We start from the raw sequence: 22,964 nt of genomic DNA, 5'->3' as shown, positions 1-22,964 counted from the left end.
GGTGAACATTAAGTAGCCTTTTAACTTTGGTGAAGACTAATAATCAGTGAGGATAATACGCCCCACTAATTAAAGTCTCATTTTATCCCGCTTTAACGGGCAGTAATTTATCTGTTCCAAAAGTGAAACGTCAGGTACAAGATTACAAATCTTAAATTAGGCAAATAGGTTCAGGGTTTAACTGCCCGTAAAAGCCCGATTGGTGAAGACTAATAATCAGTGGGGATAATACGTCCCACTGATTAAAGTTTCACTTTATCCCGCTTTAACGGGCAGTAATTTATCTATTCCGAAAGCGCGACTTCAGGTAAAAAATACCAAATCTTAAATTAGCAATGCAAAGAAGTTTGGTGCGGGATTAACTGCCCGTAAAAGCCCGATTGGTGAAGACTAATAATCAGTGGGGATAATACGTCCCACTGATTAAAGTTTCACTTTATCCAACTAGCTCTTTCATTACATTCGTATAAGCTGTTAAAATATCATTTTCATGGACAGCATCTTGTTCTACATACTGTTCAACTGTGTCCTTTAATGTTTGAGAAGTACTTGTATATTGCGTTTCCATGACTTCAAATTTTAATAAACTTTCATAATACTCGATTACTTGTGGATTCATGTGTAACACTCCTTCAATTTTAGCATAAAAAAACATCTTTCCTTCATCAGGAAGATGCCTACTATGACAAATACACGACATAATACGGTGATTGACACGGTGAAAAAAGCTTTCTATTGGTAATAGAAGCTACCTTCTTAGCAATCATCGTACTATGAGCATGCAGGAGAATTTCTCTAGTCACACTCAACACCCCCTATCCTCGTAGGTTTTTTGGTTGTACTAGATAAAGGCAGGTCTCCTGGCTTATGTTCATCACACTTTTCACCTTCCCATTACAATGCGTAACAGTGGTCTTTTGAAACGTGCTCACATTTACAGTTGCGGGACAGCGCCGGATTTACACCGATCTTCCCTTTTAAACAAATCGGAATTCCGATTTGTACCTCTATCTTATTATTCCGTTTATATTATTATACCATAGTATCTTGTATAATCGAGTACTTCACCATCTAAGCATCTGTTTGACTAGTCTATCCATCGCTTGGACCACGCTACCTTCGCTTAAATTTTTTCAGTAGCTGTCACTTCACTTTTTCTATAAAAATTTCTGTCGAATAAAAAGAAAAACCTGACCTCTTAAAAAGAAGTCAAGTTTCTATTTAATGTATGGACTGTTGGACTTGTTGACGGAGAGTTTTTGCCGCAGCTACCATATGTGCCAGTGCTGCAACTGTTTCTGTTTCCTTCCTTGTTTTTAAACCACAGTCAGGATTCACCCAAAATTGATTTTTTGATAAAACCTGTAAGCTATCCTGCATAATACTCAGCATCTCTTCTTCGCTCGGTACACGTGGACTATGAATATCATAAACGCCTAGCCCAATTCCTTTTTCATACGGATTGACTTGCAGAGAAGAAATCAGCTCGCCATGGCTACGTGACGTTTCAATTGAAATAACATCAGCATCCAATGCACTAATTGGCTCGATAAAATCATTAAACTCACAATAGCACATATGTGTATGAATTTGTGTTTGATCCTTCACACTAGATGTAGCAAGTTTAAAAGCATTCACCGTCCACTCTAAGTAAGCTCCCCAATTTTCTTCACACAGTGGCAAGCCCTCTCGTAATGCTGGTTCATCAACCTGAATAATAGAAATACCCGCAGCTTCTAGTGCTTCTACCTCTTTTCGAAGTGCCAAAGCAATTTGATAGGATACATCCTCCCGTGAAATATCATCCCGGACAAAGGACCAATTTAAAATTGTCACAGGACCTGTGAGCATTCCCTTTACATAACGATTCGTTTGGCTTTGGGCATAGGCTGTTTCTTTAACTGTCATCGGTGCTTCCCATGCAACGTCACCATAAATAATTGGTGGCTTCACACAGCGAGAGCCATATGATACAACCCATGCTTTCTCCGTAAATGCAAAACCAGTAAGTTTTTCCCCGAAATATTCAACCATATCTGTGCGCTCAAATTCACCGTGTACCAAAACGTCGATATCTAATTCCTCTTGAATAGTGATCCAACGTTTTGTCTCTTGTTCGACAAACGCTGCATAATCCTCATCAGATAGTTGTTTCTTTCGCCATGCACTTCGTGTACGTTTGACTTCGTCTGATTGCGGAAAGCTCCCAATTGTTGTAGTTGGGAACAGCGGTAATTGCAAGGCTTGTTGTTGAACCTTTTGACGTGTTTTAAATTCACTCTGGCGTTCAAAATCTTGTGCTGACACTGCTTTAATGGCTTGTTGAATACTTCTATTTTGACGAGCCGGGTGATTTTTCAACGCTTCAATCGCCTTCATACTTTCAGATGTTTTTTGATTTGAGGGGCTTCCTGTGCCTTGTAAGTATTTTGTTATTTCATTGATTTCAACTAATTTTTCATCTGCAAAAGAAAGGGCATTTTTTAGAACTGGATCGAGCTTTGTTTCGAGAGTAGTTGTAATTGGAACATGCTGTAAGTTACACGAAGATTGAATCCATATTTCTTTAGCACCACTTAGCTGTTCAATAGCTTTAATAGTTGAGCTAGCCTCTGCTAGATTGGAGCGCCAAATATCTCGTCCATTTATAATACCGGCCGCTAATACTTTATCTTGTGGGAAGCCAAATTGACGTAATGCCTCCATATTTTCGCCATAGCCATGCACAAAGTCTAACCCAATTCCTTGAACCGGAAGTGTCACAATTGACTCGTATGCCGATAATGACTCAAAATATGTTTGTAGCATAATGTTAACCTCGGGTACTGATGCAACTAATTGTCTATAAATTTCTTGAACAAGTTTAACCTCCGCTTCATCTAGTGTTGTGGCAAGAGCAGGCTCCTCTAATTGAATCCACTCTACACCAGCATCCACTAACTCCTTTAAGACCTGCGTATAAAGTGGTAGTAATGCTAAAATAAATGTAATCTGCGATAGTTTGTCATAGCCTTTTGTTAATTTACAAAATGTATATGGGCCAATCAATGTAGGTTTTGCTGTAATACCAAACGCTTCCTTAGCCTCTAAAAAGTCTGCCAATATTTTATTTTCTGTTAATTGCAAAGGTTGTCCCTCATATTCTGGCACAATATAATGATAGTTTGTATTAAACCATTTTGTCATTTCACTAGCCACGGCTTTTTTACTACCACGAGCTACCCCATAGTAAGTTTGTAAATCAACTTTGTCTCCCTGCCAATCAAAGCGCTTTGGAACTAAGCCAAACATCATTGCCGTATCCAACATTCTGTCATAGAGTGTGAAATCTCCGACAGTTATCATGTCTATGCCGAGACGAATCTGCTTGTTTATTCGAGCTAGGCGAATATCCTTTAAATGCTGTAAAAATTCATCCTCTGAAAGCTCCTTTTTCCAAAATGCCTCTAAAGCCTTTTTCCATTCACGATCTTCTCCGATATACGGATAACCAACTGTAGTACTTGTATACGTCATGTTTATCTCTCCTATCAATCAAAATAAAAAAAAAGCCACCCTCCTTTTTTTTGGAAAATGGCTGTCATTGCATATCAAAATTAGCTATCAAGAAACAATACGAAATTCTTTCAAAATATCGCATGATTTATTGTCGCACAGGGCCGATATGGTCACATCTCACCACCTATTTCCACGTAGGTATTTGGTGTGTACTAGATATTGGCAGGTCTCCTGGCTTCTCATCAACACGCCTCACAGCCTTCCCAGTTTCCCAGTGGCAATTGTGATTTGCTCCGATTTACAGTTGCGGGACAGCGTCGGATTTACACCGACTTCCCTTTTAAGCCAAACTTTCATTCGGCACCAACTCTTACACAATATTTAATTATGTTTTACTATAACATATATTTTTCTGAAAAGTAGATTTATTTTCAGATTTGTTTGATTCTTCATACTGCTATTATTCCGAACATATGGAATCATCGAAGACTAGCAGCCCCGCTACCAAAAAAACTTGTAAATAGTGGGATATTCTGTTATTTTATAGTTAGTTATCCAACTAACTAATAACAAAGGAGGTGTAAACAAATGGCAAAACCTACTGGTATTGAAAAGTCAGATTTATTAATGGCTGCCAAGCAAAGTTTAGTAGAAAAAGGGATTGAGAAATTCACCTTAAAGGCTGTTGCTGAGCAAGCTGGGGTGACACAAGGAACTATTTATTATCATTTCAAATCAAAAGAGCAAATCATTCTAGAAATTGTCCAAGACATCTGTGAAAATTCCTGGAATGAGATTCTGATGACTGATCGAGAAATGATTCAATCTGCACTTTTCTCTGCAAAAAGTCGATATGAAAATGATGCGTTTTATCATAAATTATTTTTCACCTTAATCGTTTTCGGCTTTACGAACCCAACTATTAGACAGCAAATTGGACAAATTTTAGCGGCTGAAAATGAACATTTATGTAACATTTTAAATAAATTATGGGATACATCACCAATTGATGGCGTGTCGATGGAAACTTGGAGCATTTTTTTCAACGCCCTTATTGATGGCTTAGCCTTACAAGTGATGATGAGGGACGATTTCGATGTAGATGTCTTCTATCAGCAATTAGAAAAAATCCTTCAGACATTGCATCGTCTAGAAAATAATTAGAGGAGGAAAACTATGCGATTCTTTTTATGCTGGGGTTTTGGGATTTGGCTTGTAGCAAGTGCCGTATTTCGATTTGTAGGGCACTACTTTTTTACCCTTGAAGAACCTTTCCTCATGATAGCTACTTACATTTTAGCTATTCCAATCGTTTGGATAGCGACAATACCTATTTATTCTTTGAAAAAGACAAAAGGTACAGAACGGTTACTGGCTGCTATTTGTATCGTATTACCTGGAATGCTCATCGATGCAGTCGTATTGTTAGTTTTCGACAATATTTTCCCGAATTTATCGGCTGACTTAGATCGATATTTCGCCTCATGGCTATTATGGGCTTACTCCCTAATTCTCATTACTGGTTTTACAAATGCTTCATTCGTGAAAAAGAATACTATTCATTCATCAAATTAAAGGATTTTACATTATTATCCTAGAAGTAAGTAATGATTAGAATTAAAGGAGGAGAAAAAATGATTATAGGCTTACATCACGTTCAAATAACAATACCAAAAGGTGAGGAAGAAAAAGGAAGACATTTTTACTGTCAAGTATTAGGACTAAAAGAAATTGAAAAGCCTGATTCGCTGAAAGGACGAGGTGGATTTTGGTTACAGGTCGGCAATAGAGCGGTACATGTAGGTACAGAGGATGGCTTTGATAGATTAACGACGAAGGCTCATATTGCCTATCAAGTTGAAAATATCGAACATTGGAAGAAGGTACTAGCCGAACATCATATAGAAATTTTCGACTCAGTTCCTATTCCTCATTTTGAACGCTTTGAATTTAGAGATCCATTCGGTAATAGAGTGGAGATGATTCAAGAATTCTAAAAGAAAACAGTTGAATAGAAATTATTTTCTATTCAACTGGCATGTCTTCCAACTTTTTAATTTTGCCGGGGTACTTTTACATTTTATCGCCCAACTTTTGAATTTTATCGACTAACTTTCACGTTTTATCACCCAACTTCTGAATTTTATCGACATCCTCCTTCTTTCGATACTAAAAAACACTTCAGCCAACTGAAACATTTGTAATACAACTGTAAATTAAGGCGATGAAGCCTTTTATATCAGGTGTTTACAGCAATTTCCCATCCACCGTGGTAACAATTACCTCAAAGAAGCCCTACTTTTTCATGCTACGATTAATTCCAGTGACAAACCAAATCAGGATTAATCCTAACAATAGCTTCAGGAGGAAATAACAACATGAATAAACGATTTTTATCAACAACATTAGCATTGACGATAGGTTTTAGCACAGTGGGGATGGTACAACCAACTGTTCAACCTATAGAAGTAGAGGCTGCAACAACAAATGCCCTGAATAACTCACAAGCAGTTAATACGAAAGCGGATCAACTAATTCAAGCTGGAAAAAGCTTAATTGGTAAGGCGACATATAGTAATACAGAATACAAGGCTACATATCCTTATAAATTCTCTTGCGCATCATTTATTATGTACATTTTCGAGAAAAATGGTGTTGACCTTGCAACTTATAATGAAGATTATATGATACAGCAAGGAACAGCTGTTAATAGAAATCAATTACAAAAAGGTGATTTACTATTCTTTAAGAGTAAAAAAACTGGGACAGACCCTGACCACGTTGGTATGTATATCGGGGACAATAAAATGATTCACATGGCTGATTCCCAACAGAATATTGTTATTTCTGATTTAAATAGTAAGCCATATTATACAGATAATTATGTAGGTGCCCGCAGAGTTTTACCTACATTACTCTCAGCTAATCCTGCAACAAAGGGCGATAAAATCGTTGAAAACGCTTATAACTATAAAGATAAAGTAACTATGGGTACAACAATTAGTGAGCAGAGTCTACGTTTTACCGGGCCTGGGTTTGTAGAATATGTTTATCGTAAGAGTGGCGTAAACCTTGGTACTACAACCTTAAAGGAACAAATGAATCTGGGATCGACGGTTTCACGTGCTAATTTAAAGAAAGGTGATTTAATTTTCTTTAATAGTGTCGCTGGCTCTCAAACACCTTCACTTGTAGCCATTTATGCTGGGGACCAACGAATAATGATTCCAAGTTCAAGTGGTATTACGACAAGAGTACTGTTCGTTGACTATTATAAAGAGCATTATATTACTGCAAAACGTGTTACGTCAGATAACTCAACTGCAGCTCCTGCTCCAAATCCAGCCCCTAGCACGCCTTCTACTTCTGCTGATAAAATCATCTCTACTGCCTCAAATTTGAGTAGTAAAGCAAAGTTTGGTTATTCGTATGACGAAAGCTCACTTACGTTTACGAGCGCAGGATTTACTTACTATGTTTTTAAACAGCATGGGATTGATTTAAAAGATAAATTAGCAAGTAGACAAGCATTAGTTGGGACTAAAGTGGAAAAAGCACAGTTACAAAAAGGAGATCTGATCTTCTTCTCTACTAACAATGGAGGAAAAGATATTACACAAACAGGCATCTATCTTGGTAATAATCAGTTTATTAGTATGACATCTAATAATGTTGTAAAACAAAGCCTAACTTCAACATGGGCAAATCAAAACTATGTAACAGCTCGTCGTGTTTTATAATATAAATACAAAGAAAAAGAAGTATTCTTCTATTGAGAATACTTCTTTTTCTAGCTTATTTTTTATTTTTTAACTGATTCGCAAATTCTATCATAGATTTGCTAGACATTGGACCTTTAATAAGTACAATGGTTTCATTATCGAGCTTATGCTTTAGTACATCTAAAACGCCTGTAACATCTTTAAACATATGAACATCTGCCTTGGTGCCTTCCTTCAACGCTTGATTCGCAATATTTTCTGCTCTATTGCCAATAGTAATAAGCGTATCAACATTTCTTTTCGCGACCATTGTGCCAATCTCTCGATGATATTTTTCTTCGAAATTTCCTAACCTCTTAATATCACCTAAAATAAGAATTACTTTCTTCCCTTTTCCTATAGTATCTAAAACCTTTAGTGCCGCTTCAACAGAAGTCGGGTTATTTGTCCAAGTATCATCTACGATAGTACATTCACCTATGCCCGTAGAAAATTCTAAGTGTCTTGCCATCGCTTTGAACGTTTTTAATTGCGAAATTGCGACAGCCATGGAAAGTCCCATTTCCTTTATGGCAGCTATAGCCGCTAATGCATTATATACCTGGTGTTCTCCGTATCCTGGAACAAATAAATTGTATTTGTTATTTGACACTTTTAGTACAAATTTCATGCCGCCTTTTGTGAATTGTATATTCGTAGCTTGATAATCTGCCTTTTCGTTGACGCCAAAGGTAATAATCTTTCCTCTAAATTTATTTAGGGGGATTTTTTTAATGTTTTCATCATCACCATTAATGATTAACGTGCCATCTTTTCTTATTCCTTCTACAATTTCTGCCTTTGCTTTGATATAACCATCAAGATTATTGCATCCATCTAAATGATGGACACCAATATTCGTAATAATACCAATCGTAGGCTGATAGATCATACATTGGTGTTTAATATTCCCTATATTCCCCAATCCTAATTCAAAGATAGCTGCTTTTGTATTCTGATCGATTCCAGTCAAGTACGGTAAGGATTGCCGTGGCTCATTTTTACTGCTGACAGATGCTTGAACATTCCATTCCTTACTAGCTATGTGTTTAATCATTTCTTTCGTTGTCGTTTTACCACATGTTCCGGTTAAAGCAACGACTGGTATTTGAAATAGATTTCTGTAATGCCCCATGAATTTCCAATAGGCATGCAAAATACTTTTGACGCGTATAACGGCCGTATTCTTCAGCGCATTTTTCAATTCCTCTGAAGATTTATCAGAAATGACTAGAGATGGTCCCTTTCGATCTATTTCTTGCCAGTTAATTTGATCACTTTTACTAACAAACATAAGTGTATGATTTTGAGTCAGATCATGTCGGTTATAATAAATTGCATGTTTAACAGACCAGTGTTCAGAACCGCTTAATAATTCTCCTTGTAATAATTTTCTTATATCGCTCACACTTATATGTTGCAAGTTAACTACGCCCCCTTTCTATAAAGTATATTTCTGAATAAATGAATATCATAGTTTATGCATTTCAAGCAATTGACTATAAATATGCTCATTCTAGTAAATGATGAAAAATAACATTTATTTAGGTGAAATCTATTCGGAAGTAGATGATTTTTTTATTTTTAAATCATCTGCCAACTTAGAAACTTCTTTACTATACATATCTCCTTTAATGAAAAGAACCGTATTTTCATCTACAATATCTTCTAACAATTTATAGACGCGTGTACTATTTTTAAAAATATACACAGGTGAACTCATTCCTGCCTCAATGGCATGAAGCGCCATAATACTTGCATGTTCCCCTATCGTAATAAGTACATCGACCCCAATTTCACTAATTAATTCTCCCGCTTGTTCGTGAATGATATATCCCCAAGACCCTAAATCTGTTATCGTCCCAATAACGGCAATCGTTTTCTTGCCTTCTCCGAGCGCTTTCAAAACTTTTAATCCTGCCTCCAAAGAAGTAGTCGTAATATTCCATGTATCATCTAGTAATATGGAATTATTAATGCCTTTAAATACCTGAAGCTGCTTATTCAATTTTCGGAATGATGGCAGTTGTTCAGCTGCTAAAGAAATCGGCAAACCCATTTCACAAATAGCTGCAATCGCAGTGAGCGCATTATATACTTGATGCTCGCCAAAACCTGGTACATAGATTTCATAGAGTTTCTTCTTGTGATGAACATTGAACAGCATACCATTTTTGTGGTAGCGAATATCTCTTGCTTGAAAATCACAGGATTCATGCTTACCTACTTTAATAATGCGTCCTTGAAACTTTGATAAATCTATTTTACTTGAGTTGCTATCATCAGCATTCAGGATTAAGGAGCCTGTAGGACTAATAATGTCCAACATTTCACCCTTTGCTTGGATATACCCCTCTAAAGTTTTACAATAATTTAAATGATGTGCTCCTATATTTGTAATAATCCCAATAGTCGGCTTGAAATATTGCCCCGCAAGTTTGATGTCCCCCGGTGAACCAACAGCTGTTTCATAAACGGCTGCGTCGGTATGATCATCAATATTCAGTAAATATTGCAAAGAAGCAGTTCTAGAATTACTACTAAGTGGCGTGGATGCTACATTTTTTTCTGCAGAAAGTATATGTTTGATCATTTCCTTCGTCGTCGATTTACCAGAAGTACCAGTAATGGCTACAACAGGGATATTAAATTGATTGCGATAAAAATTTACGAACTCCCAATAGGCCTCATCTGTATCTTCTACTTTAATGATAATTATTTGCTCAGGTAATTCATTTTGACTGTATAATCTATCGGTTACAACCACTATAGGATAAAGTGACTCATAATCTTTCCAGTTCACAATACGCTTATTTGTAAAAAGGGCGGTATTTGGTTTTTTCACTTGCTTCAGTCGATAAGCGCCATGTTGAATCAACACTTCCCCCGACCCTTGCACTAAATGGCCTGCAGTAATGACTGTTAAATTCTGCACCGTAAGAGGCTTCATATTATTTTCCCCTCCTTTCCACTCTAGTATATGTAGCTTCTTAAAAGTTGCTTGGATGTATGCGAGATACATAACTAGAGGAAATCTATTTCTTCGCATATATATATAGTTGATAAAGTATCTAACGAACAATAGAAGGAGTGATATACCTGAAAACAATAATATTTATCGGCACTAACAAATCCGGGTCAAGTCGTGAAGCAACAATAGCAGCAGAAAAATTAGGTTATTTTACAGTCCTTTTTACAAACAACGACAAGCAGTTACAGCAGAGAAAAGCCTACCCAGATATTCATAAAATGATTCTTATTGATACTTCGAATATAGAAGACATGAAAGAAGAAATTTATAATTTAACTAAAACTGGGTTAGAAATAAAATCTATTGTTAGTTTTGTCGATCCTTTTGTCCATATTGCCTCAATTTTATGTGATGAATTTTGTTTCAACTATACGTCTTCAACAGCTATTGAAATGATGGAGGATAAAGAAAAAACTAGAAACTTTTTAAAGAACCAACCTTATTCTCCTAAATTTTTTCTTCTCAAGCCAAATGAGTCCTTCTCTAATAACTTGGCATTTCCACTTATTGTGAAATCTCCAAAATCAACAGGCTCTAAAGATGTTTTGTTAGCAAACGACTCAGACCAACTGAAGAAACACCTGAGCCATCTGCGAAGCAAAAATCCTCGTGAAACCATAATGATTGAAGAATATATCGAAGGTCCGCAATATTTAGTAGAAGCACTTGTCTATAAACGGCAAGCTAATATCATCGGTATTATTGAACAAGAAATTACTCAAGGTAAACGTTTTATCATTACTGGTTATGGTGTTCTCGTTAAAGCTCCAAAAGAAATTCAAGCTGGTCTTGAGGAAGTTCTCCAATCTATTGTTACAGCGTTTAACATCGAAAATGGTGCACTGCATTTAGAGCTTCGTTTAACAAAGAATGGCTGGAAGCTTATTGAGATTAACCCACGAATCTCAGGGGGAGCAATGAATACTATGCTTCACGCCGCTTTTGGATTTAATTTAGTGGAAGAAACACTTAAATTATTTTTAGGTGAGCGCCCCGATATCAATCCAAAGCATCGAAAGTTTGTCTATACAAAATACGTCATTGTTGAAAGTAAAGGGATTTTAGAAAAAGTTATTGGAAGAAATAGAGCAACGAATTCACCAGGAGTTGTGGATGTATATGTGAAGCCGAAAAGAGGGACATTGTTGACCCCCCCTTTATCGATGGGACATCGTTATGCATATGTAATTGCGGAAGGCGCAACATTAGCGGAAGCTAAAAATAAAGCCATTAACGCCGCAAAAGAAATAAAGTTCATTCTAAAAGTATCTTAGATTTTGAAAATGCTCTCATACGATGATCTCTTTAGCAAAAAAATATCCCGAATAATTGTTTCCTTCAAAAGGTCAATTACTCGGGCTTTTTTATTTATTCTTGAAATTTTTGATCTAAAAATTTAACCGTATCAAACATATTCGTTTTACTAGCACCCTTTACTAAAATAGTGTCGTGAGGTTGTATCACTTTCTCTAAGAGTGCATGCAATTCATCCTTATTCAAGAAATGATAAACTTTAGAAGGATCCATCCCTATTGCCTTCGCTGCTGCTCCCATTTCCTCCGTTCTAAAACCATAAGTGATGAATAAATCTATGTCTTGCTCGTAAATGTATTCGCCCAATTTACGATATTCCTCTTCTCTCAAATCCCCTAATTCTCGCATTTGACCAATAATAGCAATTTTACGTTTCTTCGCTATATTTGTCAGAACATCAATAGCAGCACGTACGCCCTGCGGATGAGAGTGAACGGTATCATCAATAACCGTAATATCATCACGACAGTTATAAATCGTTAATCGTCTAGGTGGTTTTTTGAAATTTAGCCCTGCTTTAATATCTGCTGGACTAAACCCTAAATAATCTGCAACCGCAACTGCATTTAGCGCATTATAAACATGATGTTCTCCTAAAATTGGGATATACATGGCAATTTCCTGTCCATGTAGCTTTATTTTAAAGGACATACCTATGTCTTTATATTGAATATCATAAGCTTGATAGTTCGCTGTGCTATGAATACCTACTGTTAAGATTTTTCCTTTAAACTGCTGAGTCTCTAAATACTTAGAATTATCATCGTCCTTATTCAGGATTAATAAACCGTTTTGGTCCATGCCATGTATTAATTCCGATTTTGCCTTGGCCACTCCTTTAATATCTCCATCAAAGTTGCCCACATGAGCTAAACCGATATTTGTGATAATACTAATATTTGGTTGAATAATGCTACAGTGATTTGTAATGATACCTGGATAAGCCATCCCGTACTCAAGCACAACAGCCTCATGTGAAGCATTAATTTCTTCTTTATGTTTTTTCGTATGCTCTGTTGTATTCCAATAATCTTTTGACTCAAAGATGTTCCATTTTACCGATAAAATGGAGGCTAGGAATGCTTTTGATGTCGTTTTTCCAGCACTGCCGGTAATCGCAATGATGGGTAAAGCCTTTTCTTTTGCTAAAATTTTTTCTTCTGGTAGAGCTTTTACTTCTGGTGAAGCCTTTTCTTCTGCTAAAATTTTTTCTACTGGTAAAGCCTTTTCTTCTACTAAATCCCTTTCTTCGGACGAATCCCTATCTTTCCTATATTGCCTAATTTCCCTTTTAATTTGCTTCTGATTCTTAGCAAGGTACATTGCATACCTTATAGTATTGATGACCACATCTAATTCTAAATAAAAAGCAGGAGGACAACCTGGTCGCCAGTTCACTTCATACATCCAAATTTTTCTTTGTTCATCTAAGCCTACATCAATGCCAATTTCATCAATAACTTCTCCAAATTGCGCCATCTGAATTTCATCTAAATGGCGAGCCAATGACAAGGAAAAATGCTCTAACATACGTCGAATATCATAAGCATCTTCTTTAAATTCCTGCTCTAAAAAAGGATCTAAATAATTCGTAAAACCACCATTGTTAATATTCGGTATAATCGAGCCATTTGGTGCAATTCGCGGATAAACCGTCGTTATAACCCATTCACCCTCACCGTTTTTTTGAACATGTAGACGAAAATCATAAATTTGACCTGATTTTGTTTTTGATTGAATATAGGGCTGCACGATAAAGATGCCTGTAGAAAGTTGACCTCTAATTAACTCATCTAGCTGTGACTGTGTACAGAAAGTAGTTTCCCTATCCTTCTTTACCTCAAAGTTAGTTCTTCCTACTTTTGAAATAAAATAAATCCCTTTTCCCTTCCGGCCATCTATCGGTTTAAATACGACTTTTTTATAAAAAGCCATAAATTTATGCAGTAAATCAACATTTTCAACAACCTCAGATGGAATTAAATACTTATCAAATTCCTTTGCTTCTTTAAGTCGCTTCATAACATTCCATTTATTACCTATAGAATGAGTTGTAAAAGGTATTTCCTTTTTCAATTTCTCAATAATGTCCTTTGATACAGATAATTTTTCTGGACTTCCTGCATTGTATATAACATCCGGAAAGGGCATCATTTTTTCATGCCAATCACCATTTTCATATACCTTTCCTCTAATGGAACGTTTATCAAAGTCAACGCTTTTTGGTGTAAAGTAAAAAAATTGAGCTCCTTCTGCTTGTGCAACGGCCGCAAATGCATATGACTTAAGAACAGTTCTAGGATCTAGCCGATGATGCAACATTCCTATAATTGTCATCCATTAATCTCTTCCCTTCATAGGATTCTCTCTCTAATAAATTCAATGACTACAACGTGCACCTAGACAGATGCTCTAATTTTTATGTTATTTTAATAGTTAAAAATTTAATCACCATTTGGGCTCAATGATAAATTTCCCTTTTAACATGTCAGGCTTTAATAACTGAATCGCAGAAATACCACTTAAATCAATGGATTTTTCTGAGGATGTTCGCTCTAATCGGACAACCTCAGCCATCAAATTCGTATCATGCCCTTCATAATCATAGCCTCGCAAAAGCGAAACAGTTCCACGACACCGTTCTCTATCAATAGCCTCTATGCGAAAAAACTCTGTTTCAAACTGCTTTACAGTATCCATAAGCCTTAAGTGAGTACCGTTGTGTGTTAATAAAAAAAAGGGAATCGTATCGCTTCCCACTATTTTCACAAGCAGCTGACCAAAATATTTAGAATGAAAATCCTTTATCACATCCTGGAGTGCTTTTATGTCGTAGAGCGCTTCACATAGAAAATGGTTTTTTTTGTTTTCATTATTCATTTCCCCAGCCCTCCTAAGTCTTAATGAGCTATCCATAAACATTGAAACAATTCCAAACATATTTAACACCTTCTCGCTATAATATGTAGCACTTAGGAATATGACGACTTTTTTCGTAAAAGAAGCAAGGATTCTACAAAAAAAGAAAACGTCCATTTTATTTGGGACGTTTTCTTTTTATTAATATTATGTTGTCGCATTATGATGGTCTCCCTGATTTAGCAGAATAACCCCACCAATAATCATAGTAATTCCGATCGCAGAGTAAAGATTAAAAATATCTCCCCATACAACGATACCGACAATAACTGTTAATGCTGTACCTACGCCAGACCAAATGGCGTATGCAAGACTTAATGGTAACGTTTTTAAGCATAGGGACAATGAATAAAACGAAATGCCATATCCTACTGCGACAGCTATGGATGGTCCCAGAATTGTAAATGCTTCTGAAAACTTAAGCATCGTTGTTGCAATTACCTCGCTGACAATGGATAACGCTAAAAATAAATAACCCTTCATTTTTACAAATCCCCCCCTTAATGTCCGCTACCAGCAAGGTTAAGCATAACCACACCGACAATAATTAAGAGAATACCCATCATTTTTTTTAGATTGAGTAATTCCTTATACAAGACTACACCGATGATCGCCGTTAGCGCCGTTCCTATTCCTGCCCATATCGCGTAAGCAGTGCCAATTGCTAAAGATTGTAATGTTAGAGAAAAGAAATAAAAAGCCGTTCCATATCCAACCACTACACCAATTGAAGGGAATAGTCGTTTAAAGCCATTTGTAAGTTTCAGCATCGAGCTTGCAAAAACTTCTGAGATAATTGAAATGAATAAAAAACCAAAAACACTCATGTATGTTAGTCCTTCCTTGTCACGTGCATTAATTGTTCAAAGACACCGTCTGCTGCCTTAGCCGAAATCGGTGCAATATTTAATAGTTTCGAATAATACAGTCCATCAATCGTTAACCGAATCAGATGAACAACGGAATCCTCCAAACCATCTTGGAACAATTCGTCAAGTAAACAGTCATAAACTGTTGAGATAGCTGAATGGTCATTTTGCATAATTTGAATCGCAATATTTAAGGATGCCCCATTCGCAAGATCTTTTTGAGACGCTAAGATAAATGCTCTCGTCAAACCCCCTGTCCCTTGCTCAAGGCTTGCTAAATGTTCATAGGATTGTACAACCTCGTTCAAAATCGTTTCAGCGATTGCTGTTTGAAGCGCATCCTTCGTATTAAAATGATACAATAATCCACCTTTGCTAATGTTCGCCTTACTGGCAATTTTATCTAAAGTTAAAGTACTTAAATCATTGTCCTTTAAATAATCGATCGCCGTTTGGATAATAAGTGAACGTTTTAAATCTGCTTTTGATGACATAAAATTGCCCCCTTTTAAAGTAAAAAACCGTCTGGACGGTCTTTTTCATTTTATAACTCTTAATTCACATCGTCAATTATATTGTCAAAAAATTTCGAGACCCGATTAGCATTTACTTTTCGAGTCTCAATTATTCTTCATCCTCTATACTATTTCCAGGTTGAGAGCCTAATACCTTACACTCGCTTTAACTTAGAAAAACGTACTGCTCACACGTGAAAGCCCTGATACTAAAAGGGGCTCAGTTTATCTTCTTATACTATTGATGAGAATATTGAAGTCAAGCCCGCGGAAGCATCTCTTTTCTAGCTACTTGTACTATGATTTTCATCTTACAACAATCCTGCCTTTGTTAAATAGTCGCGTGCCACTTTTTCTATGTTTTGGCCTTCTACATTTACTCGATAATTCATTTCGCGCATCTCATCATCTGTTATTTGATTTGCCAGCTTCTTTAAAGCTGTTTCAATCTCAGGATATTTCTCTAGCGTCTCTTTCCTTAGTAAAGGAGCTCCTTGATAAGGTGGAAATAGTTGCTGATCATCTGCTAAAACTTGCAGATGATATTGACGTATTTCACTATCCGTCGAGTACGCATCTAATAAATCTATATTTCCTGATTCGATCGCTTGATATCTAAGCTTTGGCTCCATTGTTGCTATGTTAGAAAGTGTAATACCATAACGCTTTTGAATGCCCAAATAACCATCTTCTCGATCATTAAATTCCAATGTGAAACCGGCTTTTATCATTTCTTGAATGGGCTTAATGTCAGAAATTGTTTGCAAATGATAAGTATCAGCCATTTGTTTTGATACTGCCAATGCATACGTATTGTTATATTTCATCGGACTAAGCATCACCATGTCAAATTTATTCATCATGCCTTCTTCTGCCTGATGATACACATCTTCCTGATTATTGTTGATGGCTTCCTCTTTTAAAAACTCTGAAATTGCCGTTCCAGTAAATTCTGGATAGATATCGATACTGCCAGATTTAAGGGCATTAAATACAAAGGAAGTTTTACCAAGTCCAGGTTTTAATTGCACCTTTAAGTCTGTTTCATTTTCAATAAGCAATTTATACATATTAATAAGAAGCTCTGGCTCAGATCCAAGCTTACCTGCAATGACAATTTCTTCTTTCTCTTTGAAGTTTAGTAGCGGAAAGAAAAACATTATTAATGCCACTACACTAATAATGCTCAATGATGTCATTGTTTTTTTAAACGACAGTGATTCTAGTTTTTTTAGTAAGAAATCGAACACTAATGCTAAAATCGCCGCAGGGACAGCCCCTAAAATAATAAGTGCGGTATTATTTCGGTCAATTCCAAGCAAAATGATATCCCCTAATCCCCCAGCTCCAATTAATGCCGCTAAAGTTGCCGTTCCGACGATTAATACCATAGCTGTTCGAATCCCTGCCATGATAACAGGCATAGCAAGAGGCAATTCTACTTTCACTAATCTCTTTCGAGTATTCATCCCCATCGCCATCGCCGCCTCCTTTAAAGAAGGATCTACTTCATTTATCCCAGTAAATGTATTACGTAAAATCGGAAGAAGTGCATAAACAACTAAAGCTATAATTGCAGGAACCTTTCCGATACCAAACAACGGGATCAATAATCCTAATAACGCTAATGAAGGAATCGTTTGCAAAACTGCACTAATACCGATAATACTTTCTGCTATTTTCTTTTTATTCGTTAAATAGATTCCTAGAGGGATAGCAATCACTACCGCAAGAAACAATGCAATGAATGAAATTTGAATATGCTCTAATAAAGATGCCCATAGTTGGCCTTTACGTTCGCTAAACACATCAAAAAAATTAGCCATTTAAATTACCTCTTTCTAAGGAATCCTGTGCTAAATACCGAAGCATGGTTGCTCTCGTGATAATGCCAATGATTTCACCGTTTTCTTCCACACCTAAACATTCATATTGAGCTAGTTTTTGAAGAATGGTATGCAAAGAATCATCGGAAGAAATGGTGTTCTCTCGATTTCTTGGATGAACCTCATCAGCAATTGGTTCAATTACAGTCTGGATACGGAAAGTCCCATACTCTTTTATCCCAACAAATTCTCGAACAAAATCATTAACAGGATTTTGTATGATTTCATGTGGGGTACCAATCTGTACAATCTCTCCATCCTTCATGACACATATGCGATCACCAAGTTTTAAGGCCTCTTGCATATCATGCGAAACAAAGACGATTGTTTTTTGTATCGTTTGCTGAAGCTCAAGAAGATCATCTTGTAATTTCGTGCGGCTAATCGGATCTAAAGCACTAAAAGGCTCATCCATTAAAATGATTTCGGGATCAGCTGCTAATGCACGAATAACACCGACCCTTTGTTGCTCACCACCAGAAAGCTCTGTTGGCTTACGCTGACTATATTTATCTGGTTCGAGTCCAACCATATCCAATAATTCACGAACTCGTTGCTGAATTTGCGGTTTACTCCATTTCTTCAATTCAGGTACAACAGCTATATTTTCTTCAATCGTCATATGGGGGAAAAGTGCAATTTGTTGAAGGACATAGCCGATATTCCATCGCAATTCATGAATATTGTAATCACTAATTCTTTTACCATTAATTCGGATGGTTCCTTCTGTTAAGTGAATTAATCGATTAATCATCTTTAATAATGTTGTTTTTCCACAACCACTAGGTCCAATAAGAACAAAAAATTCTCCCTTATGGATCTCTAAATTAATAGCTTTTACTGCGACTTGATCATTTACATATTTTTTTGTAACATTTTCAAATGCTATCATTGTATAAGCTCCTTTTTTAAAGAGACATTATTTTACTTATTATTATTCACCAACTAAAGGGCTCATCACCATAATGTGTGGTTGATTTCCGTTCCGGCCGGGCGCTTTCCTGGGGTGTCTATCCCGTCAGTATGCCTCTCTTCCCGCCAATTAACTACCTAGCCCCTCTTTCAAAAAAATCCATAATGATTGTTTTAAAATCATTATGGATTTTCATTTAAGATTTTATTTCATTCTAAAAACCTCACCTTTAGGTACAAAAGGAAGTTTTGCACCTTGAGGGATAACAAATGCATGCTCTCTTTTAATAGATAACCGATCACATTCCCCATCCGTAATGATAAGAATCGGGCCATTTTTCGGGAAATCAGGTGCTTCTTCAATCAACCGTATTCCAGGCTGTAACACGGTTCCACCTCTACCTCTGACTTTCACTTTTGTCAAAAGGTCTTCAGGAGGCAAGTATCCAGCATCATAGGCGATCGCATCGCAAAATATGACTCGTACTAACGGAACATCTCTTGCAATGCTATAGCTCGCAATTGTTCCTAGTGCTTTTCCTAATAATACACGATCCATCGAACCAGAAGTATCAATGATTACAGCAAAAGTACGCCCGTCCTCTTCCCCACTTTGTTGAATCCATCTTGGCCTTGCAATATCAGGTGTTGAAGCTTGTCTTCTACTTGGACGCGCGTAGGTCCTAATTTTTTCTAAAGGCTGAAACATACGATCAAACCATTTCGCCAACTCTACATCCCATGCAATAGGCGGCTGGGAGAGACTTCGAATTTCTTCAATTAAACCTTGAGGTAGATATCCTCGTTCTTGAGAGATATGATAGCTTAATCCTTGACTTAAGGCTCTTCTATAAAAGGTATCAATGTCAATTCCCACTTTCCCTTGCCAAAAGTCTGTTTTTTTTGTTTCAATGAGATCCACTGCCCCTTGCCCTCTAAAGGTGCGTAATTTTCTATACATCCTGATGTCCGTCACAATTCGATCGTAGATAGATTCTGTGGATAACCCTTTTAGCTCTGGATCATATAATCCTCCAATTTCTGGCATGTCTCCAATTTTCATTTCGATAAGCCAGCCATTGATGACATAATCACAAGCAACATTCCACAAATAGGGATCACGCCCTTGTCTTCGAGTAGCATGGCTTAAACCCGCATGAAGAAGTTCGTGGGCTATTAAAAATCTCATTTCTTCATCCGTCATAGGTACCGAGGAATTAATATAAATTTCCTTTGTATCAACCGAAATGGCAGCAACAGAAATATCCATTCTTGTACAGACAAGTGGATCGTCAATAATGTTAAAATCAGAAGCAAGCGCACCAAAAAGTGGATATGAGCTCATAAACCAAGCTTTAGCCTTCTCTGCTTGTGTTTTAATGGCCGAGCCAGAAAGAGAGCTGTCTACCCCTCCTGCTACTCGAATGGCACTTTGAACTGCTCTGGATAATCCTTCCGCAAATAATACAGAGAAATTGCTATTCCCTCTATAAAAGTAGTATTCTTTTTTTTCCTGAGAAATAAAAAAATCAGCTTCTCCTGGTGATGTACTATAGTTCCTTAAATGTTCTGGAACCCCATCTCTTATAAATCTTTCATACAATTTCTCTTCATTGGCGAAAGAATCAAAAATAGGTTCATTCATTTCTCGTGGTGCCTGCCCAAATTTTAATTCTGCAAGAAATTTTGTAATGTAACAATCACAGGCAATATTCCAAAGTTCCTGATGTTCTTTTGGTTGCTTATGGTTTAAACCTAAATGCAATAAGCAATGAGCTATAACATAAGCCCATTCATTTGGCTGGCCATTTTTCTCATTATTAATATATATATTGCCAGAGCTTGTTACATACGCCCAATCTTTTAATGGCATTTCTTTGTACTGAACATAAACAGCTTCAAATAATGCTTCAAATAAAGGATGCTCGCTTACGATCGCTTTTCCTCGAGCAATATTCTTTTCATTTTTATGTTCAATATTCGATTTACTCTTTTTTTTCGCCATTTGCTAATCACCCTTTTTAGCTACTAAACGTGGTAAATCTCTTTTAACCTCAAGCATAAACCATGCAGGTAATACCTCACCTTTTTGCTCAGAGACAACCATTTGAGCTATTTCTAGACTTATTGAGGATAATTCTTTAATGAGATCCTTAGAACGGAATGCCAGTTCTCTTTGATTGCCCTTCAGCATTGTATTTTCTTTTGGAAGTTCCTTTATAAGCTGTGCCCGGAAAGATTGGGCCATAAAATATAACAGATCTCTTTCTTCAGGTTGGTCTGGCCAACGCAACTCACCATTCATTATTTTGGCTAAATCGTATTTACTTTGAACTTGTTTAATAAATGCTTTAAACTGACCTGCAACATGTGGAGAAAGGCAACTACTTGCTAGTATTTCAATATCTTTTTCTTGTAGGCTCTTACCATATGCATATAAGCAATCGCTGAGCATATGCCATGATCTCGGTGTTGAAAAGGGCTCCTCGGTTTTAGGAGGCTCACTCCATAAATGGTCGGGGCGCATCTGAATATATTCGATGACATACGGATGAATTTCATGTTCATACGCCCATTCAAGCCAATCTTTATGAGATGCTCTTAGCTGTACGTGAACCATACGGTTGATTAAAGCTGATGACATTGGCTTTACGATGGCACTATCTTGTGCCCGGTTTCCTGCACCAATCACAATTGTTCCCTCTGGTAGTATAAATTCTCCGATTCTTCGATCATGAATCAAACTATAAAAGGCTTTTTGAACCTCTTGTGAACAAGCATTTAATTCATCTAAAAATAAACAATATGGTTCATTGCGTGCAATCATTTTTGGTGGACAAAATACGCTGTAACCGTCCTTTATTTGAGGCACACCAATAATATCTTCTGGCGCCAGTTGACTGCCTAATAAAGAAACACAATTCATGCCTAATTCTGCTGCAAAATTTTCTACAATCGCTGACTTTCCAATACCTGGAGCTCCCCAAATAAAAACTGGTCTAACCGGCGCGATATTTAATATCGTATAATTGTTTTTGAGTAACGTTAAAAATAGTATTCAATAAAGACTTCCTTTCGAGATTAATAGCTTATGAAAGGTTAATAATATCATTTTTTATTTTTTCATGGAACTATTGTAAACTTCTTCTCATTTCAAAAATAGCTGGTAATCGAGGAACAAAACGAAAGCTTTTTTCGTTCTATGAATGATGTACTCTATGCTTACAAAAAATTTGCTGAATGAAGATAAAAAAATATACATGTCTTTATTTCTATTTATGACTCTGTATAATGAGAAATATATGAAACTCGTTATTGAAAAGAAAGGAGGGAGATGTGGTAATCTACCAACATCAATGAACAATGAAATACTTCATGAATTTTTTCAAAGGTCTTCTGATTACTGTTATTGTTATCTGTATTTCGTTTTTTATGGTGACACAATTTTTCAATACTCATGAAACTGAAGAGCCTGTAGTTGTCGATAATAGTCCTAGTGTAGAAGAGTTTATTGGCTCTATTGCTGAAATTGCTCGGAAACAAGGTTCCGATAATGACTTGTATGCATCGGTTATCATTGCGCAAGCGGTGTTAGAAAGTGAGCATGGACAAAGTGGCCTTGGATCCGCACCAAATAACAATTTATTTGGTATGAAAGGCAGTTACCAAAATAACTCCGTAACATTGGAAACATCTGAGGATGATGGTTCAGGTAATATGACGAGGGTGATGGCTGCATTTCGTAAATACCCTTCCTATGAAGCTTCCATACAAGATTATGTGAAATTAATGCGTAATGGGGTTTCCTGGAACAAAAATTTCTATGCAGGAGTTTTTAAAAGCAATGCAAAGTCCTATACAGATGCTACGAAGTTTTTAACAGGCTCCTATGCAACAGATTCACAATACAATGAAAAGCTTAATGCCGTGATAGCAAAGTATGATTTACAACAGTATGACAGTCCAGTCAAAGATAAAAAAACAATTACCGTAGCTGATGGTGACTCTCTTATGCATATTGCAGAGGCTCATAATGTTAAAGTTACATCCATTAAACAATGGAATCAGCTTCGATCTGATAGACTTGAAGCCGGTCAACAATTAAATATTTATAAATATTAATGTAAAAAATCTCCATGTATAATTTTGACATGGAGATTTTTTTATTTCCCGATTCATCTCAAAAATTAAAAAAGAGAAGCCAAGTCAAGCTTCTCTAAATTTTTCATGCTTAACACCATAACGTGTGGTTGATTTCT

General features: G+C 36.5%; 19 protein-coding genes and 2 riboswitches. Of the genes, 6 read left to right on the top strand and 13 right to left on the bottom strand.

What is annotated here, in order from left to right; genetic code table 11:
• Positions 1 to 436: 436 nt before the first annotated feature.
• Together ACQKOG_RS10565 and metE are read right to left on the bottom strand one after the other, a co-directional pair.
• Positions 437 to 619 carry a hypothetical protein gene (locus ACQKOG_RS10565; protein WP_370077635.1) on the bottom strand — a complete coding sequence of 61 codons (183 nt, stop codon included), beginning with the start codon at positions 617 to 619 and terminating at the stop codon, positions 437 to 439.
• A gap of 214 nt (positions 620 to 833) precedes the next feature.
• Positions 834 to 1,024, bottom strand: a riboswitch (cobalamin riboswitch).
• Positions 1,025 to 1,221: 197 nt separating this feature from the next.
• Entirely contained in the window at positions 1,222 to 3,516 is a 2,295-nt protein-coding gene (gene metE / locus ACQKOG_RS10560; RefSeq protein WP_402869115.1) for a 5-methyltetrahydropteroyltriglutamate--homocysteine S-methyltransferase, read from the bottom strand.
• 186 nt (positions 3,517 to 3,702) lie between these two features.
• A riboswitch (cobalamin riboswitch) is annotated at positions 3,703 to 3,881 on the bottom strand.
• A gap of 205 nt (positions 3,882 to 4,086) precedes the next feature.
• On the opposite strand from metE, the gene ACQKOG_RS10555 reads away from it, so the two are divergent.
• The 4 genes from ACQKOG_RS10555 to ACQKOG_RS10540 all read left to right on the top strand — a co-directional run bounded on the left by ACQKOG_RS10555 (position 4,087) and on the right by ACQKOG_RS10540 (position 7,238).
• Positions 4,087 to 4,662, top strand: a complete 576-nt coding sequence (locus ACQKOG_RS10555) for a TetR/AcrR family transcriptional regulator (RefSeq protein WP_402869113.1) — start codon at positions 4,087 to 4,089, stop codon at positions 4,660 to 4,662.
• Positions 4,663 to 4,674: 12 nt separating this feature from the next.
• Positions 4,675 to 5,073, top strand: coding sequence for a DUF5367 domain-containing protein (locus tag ACQKOG_RS10550; protein ID WP_370077629.1), 399 nt, complete (start codon positions 4,675 to 4,677; stop codon positions 5,071 to 5,073).
• Positions 5,074 to 5,132: 59 nt separating this feature from the next.
• On the top strand, positions 5,133 to 5,495 hold the full coding sequence (locus ACQKOG_RS10545) for a VOC family protein (protein ID WP_370077627.1): 363 nt from the start codon (positions 5,133 to 5,135) through the stop codon (positions 5,493 to 5,495).
• Positions 5,496 to 5,876: 381 nt separating this feature from the next.
• Positions 5,877 to 7,238, top strand: coding sequence for a C40 family peptidase (locus tag ACQKOG_RS10540; RefSeq protein WP_370077625.1), 1,362 nt, complete (start codon positions 5,877 to 5,879; stop codon positions 7,236 to 7,238).
• Between the two features lie 55 nt (positions 7,239 to 7,293).
• Here the strand turns inward: ACQKOG_RS10540 and ACQKOG_RS10535 are convergent, their stop codons facing one another.
• Positions 7,294 to 8,682 (bottom strand): UDP-N-acetylmuramoyl-tripeptide--D-alanyl-D-alanine ligase, encoded by a 1,389-nt coding sequence (locus tag ACQKOG_RS10535; protein ID WP_402869110.1) that lies wholly within the window; start codon positions 8,680 to 8,682, stop codon positions 7,294 to 7,296.
• Between the two features lie 132 nt (positions 8,683 to 8,814).
• Positions 8,815 to 10,209, bottom strand: a complete 1,395-nt coding sequence (locus ACQKOG_RS10530) for a UDP-N-acetylmuramoyl-tripeptide--D-alanyl-D-alanine ligase (protein ID WP_370077621.1) — start codon at positions 10,207 to 10,209, stop codon at positions 8,815 to 8,817.
• 149 nt (positions 10,210 to 10,358) lie between these two features.
• Here ACQKOG_RS10530 and ACQKOG_RS10525 point away from each other — a divergent pair, with 149 nt between their 5' ends.
• A complete protein-coding gene (locus ACQKOG_RS10525; protein ID WP_427446393.1) occupies positions 10,359 to 11,564 on the top strand; it encodes an ATP-grasp domain-containing protein in 1,206 nt (401 codons plus the stop codon).
• A 94-nt stretch (positions 11,565 to 11,658) separates the two neighbouring features.
• On the opposite strand, the gene ACQKOG_RS10520 is transcribed toward ACQKOG_RS10525, so the two are convergent.
• The 9 genes from ACQKOG_RS10520 to ACQKOG_RS10480 all read right to left on the bottom strand — a co-directional run bounded on the left by ACQKOG_RS10520 (position 11,659) and on the right by ACQKOG_RS10480 (position 21,718).
• Positions 11,659 to 13,941, bottom strand: a complete 2,283-nt coding sequence (locus ACQKOG_RS10520; protein ID WP_370077619.1) for a YheC/YheD family protein — start codon at positions 13,939 to 13,941, stop codon at positions 11,659 to 11,661.
• Positions 13,942 to 14,052: 111 nt separating this feature from the next.
• Positions 14,053 to 14,484: a hypothetical protein gene (locus ACQKOG_RS10515; protein ID WP_370077617.1), complete on the bottom strand. Its 432-nt coding sequence runs from the start codon at positions 14,482 to 14,484 to the stop codon at positions 14,053 to 14,055.
• Between the two features lie 186 nt (positions 14,485 to 14,670).
• Positions 14,671 to 15,006 (bottom strand): DMT family transporter, encoded by a 336-nt coding sequence (locus ACQKOG_RS10510; RefSeq protein ID WP_370077615.1) that lies wholly within the window; start codon positions 15,004 to 15,006, stop codon positions 14,671 to 14,673.
• A 17-nt stretch (positions 15,007 to 15,023) separates the two neighbouring features.
• The gene (locus tag ACQKOG_RS10505) at positions 15,024 to 15,350 is read right to left on the bottom strand and encodes a DMT family transporter (RefSeq protein ID WP_370077613.1); all 327 of its coding nucleotides are present in this window, start codon (positions 15,348 to 15,350) and stop codon (positions 15,024 to 15,026) included.
• 5 nt (positions 15,351 to 15,355) lie between these two features.
• Positions 15,356 to 15,886 carry a TetR/AcrR family transcriptional regulator gene (locus tag ACQKOG_RS10500; protein ID WP_370077611.1) on the bottom strand — a complete coding sequence of 177 codons (531 nt, stop codon included), beginning with the start codon at positions 15,884 to 15,886 and terminating at the stop codon, positions 15,356 to 15,358.
• Between the two features lie 332 nt (positions 15,887 to 16,218).
• The gene (locus ACQKOG_RS10495) at positions 16,219 to 17,733 is read right to left on the bottom strand and encodes an ABC transporter permease/substrate-binding protein (protein WP_370077609.1); all 1,515 of its coding nucleotides are present in this window, start codon (positions 17,731 to 17,733) and stop codon (positions 16,219 to 16,221) included.
• Entirely contained in the window at positions 17,726 to 18,685 is a 960-nt protein-coding gene (locus tag ACQKOG_RS10490) for an ABC transporter ATP-binding protein (RefSeq protein WP_402869106.1), read from the bottom strand. The genes ACQKOG_RS10495 and ACQKOG_RS10490 overlap by 8 nt, the downstream gene beginning before the upstream one ends.
• 225 nt (positions 18,686 to 18,910) lie before the next feature.
• Complete coding sequence (locus ACQKOG_RS10485; protein ID WP_402869104.1) at positions 18,911 to 20,710, bottom strand: DUF2201 family putative metallopeptidase; 1,800 nt, start codon at positions 20,708 to 20,710, stop codon at positions 18,911 to 18,913.
• Between the two features lie 3 nt (positions 20,711 to 20,713).
• Complete coding sequence (locus tag ACQKOG_RS10480) at positions 20,714 to 21,718, bottom strand: AAA family ATPase (RefSeq protein WP_427446391.1); 1,005 nt, start codon at positions 21,716 to 21,718, stop codon at positions 20,714 to 20,716.
• Between the two features lie 362 nt (positions 21,719 to 22,080).
• Between ACQKOG_RS10480 and ACQKOG_RS10475 the strand changes: the two genes are divergently transcribed.
• On the top strand, positions 22,081 to 22,827 hold the full coding sequence (locus ACQKOG_RS10475) for a glucosaminidase domain-containing protein (protein ID WP_402869103.1): 747 nt from the start codon (positions 22,081 to 22,083) through the stop codon (positions 22,825 to 22,827).
• Positions 22,828 to 22,964: the final 137 nt, after the last annotated feature.

Origin of the sequence: Lysinibacillus sp. NPDC093216, from assembly GCF_050280325.1 — a bacterium.
GTDB lineage: Bacteria > Bacillota > Bacilli > Bacillales_A > Planococcaceae > Lysinibacillus.
Note: the sequence above shows the minus strand (reverse complement) of the source record. Positions and strands in the feature narration are given on the sequence as shown.